Consider the following 1,574-nt stretch of genomic DNA (forward strand, 5'->3'; position numbering starts at 1 on the left):
GATATAAACTTTACAGACTGGTAAGAGGTAAACACTGGAAGTGAATATAATTTTTAATCTTATTTACCCGAATTGCTAGTTGATTATTTAGCCATGACTTGATACCCGATAGAATATCTTAAAGTCTCTGGTTCCAGTGATTTAGCTGATTTTAACAGTAAAGAATACGCTAAAAGTATCATCTCTAATTTCAATTGAAAACCTTGAGGCGAACGACTTTTACAACGCTCAGCTCCTAGATTTGTCAAAAAAGAGAAAACTCGCTCAATCACTTTTCTATGTTTTGAAAAATTAGGGAAAAGGATTTTCTTTTGCTTCATGTTCTTCCTGACAGGTGTAATTAGATCAATTCCTTTTAATTCCAGCCTATCATGCAGTGACTGACCTAGATATCCCATATCTCCAAGGACTGTTGGTGTCCCAAATTGACTCAACACTTCCTCGGTCATTGAACGATCAGCCATTGAAGCAGGAGTAATTGTGTAGTCTATGACATAGCCTGATTCACTGACTAAAGCATGACATTTACATCCATAGAAGTACTGTCCCTTTGTAGAATTGTAGCCAACATTTGCATAATCTCCAAGAACTTTGCTTCTGAAGTTACGAATAGGCTGACACAAAGGAATGGGGAAGCTGTCAATAATGGATACACTAATTCCTTCAACCTCTTTAAAGACGAGTGCTTGGCGAATGACTTGGATACTCGGTAAGAGGGCATTACAACGGCGGACAAAGCGAGAATATTCTAGGAAATTAGGAAATAAACTTTGAGCCAATTGGTGCTTAGCTTTAAGCGTTTCACTAAAATGCAGTACGCCCCAGAGGTAACAAGCGATAACTAAGCAATCTGATGTTGCGAGATGGACGTTTTTTCGGTTTTGAACCTCAAGGGAAACACTCGTTTGATAAAGCGTCTCAATGGTTGTCAGTAAATAAACAAAAACTTTTGGAAGTGTGCTATTATAAGTCATATAAGTCGTGCGCTTTCTAATGCTTAGTGGTTTAAGATTAGGATAGCACGACTTATTTATTTTCCAATGAAATTAACTAGCAATTCGGGTAGAAAGTTTAGAGGTATCATATGAAACTACTTAATAATTTGTTGACTAGCTTAACACAATATGAGAATGAAATGATTCAAATTAGGCGTCATCTTCATCAATACCCAGAAATTTCTTTTCAAGAAAAAGAAACATTTAAGTATATTATGGGCTTTTATAAAGAACTTGACTGTGAACCAAAACTTATCGGAAAGGGATTTGGAATCATCGTTGATATTGAAGGTGGAAAATCCGGAAAAACTCTTGCGTTGAGAGCAGACTTTGATGCTCTTGCTATTTTTGAAGATAATGATTTAAGTTTTAAATCGGTCAATCCAGGAGTAATGCATGCCTGTGGACACGATGCACATACTGCATATTTGATGGTACTTGCTAGAGAACTAGTAAAAATAAAACAAGAACTTCCGGGAAGAGTTAGAATTGTCCATCAACCAGCAGAGGAAGTATCTCCTGGTGGTGCCAAAGGTATGATTAAAGCAGGAGCTCTTGACGGTGTCGATAATATGATCG

2 protein-coding genes are annotated in these 1,574 nt (G+C 37.0%); one reads left to right on the top strand and one right to left on the bottom strand.

Features of this window, described 5'->3' with window-relative positions; translation table 11 throughout:
• Positions 1-83 precede the first annotated feature (83 nt).
• Positions 84-974 carry an IS982-like element IS982B family transposase gene (locus ACWEH3_RS36030; RefSeq protein ID WP_452358512.1) on the bottom strand — a complete coding sequence of 297 codons (891 nt, stop codon included), beginning with the start codon at positions 972-974 and terminating at the stop codon, positions 84-86.
• A gap of 110 nt (positions 975-1,084) precedes the next feature.
• Between ACWEH3_RS36030 and ACWEH3_RS36035 the strand changes: the two genes are divergently transcribed.
• On the top strand, positions 1,085-1,574 hold a 490-nt coding region (locus ACWEH3_RS36035; protein WP_452358513.1), incomplete at its 3' end, for an amidohydrolase.

This window comes from Nocardia sp. NPDC004718 (assembly GCF_053601535.1).

Bases quoted from the DNA above. Each gene is read 5' to 3' on its own strand.
- ACWEH3_RS36030 (WP_452358512.1), bottom strand. From the start codon at position 974: ATGACTTATAATAGCACACTTCCAAAAGTTTTTGTTTATTTACTGACA.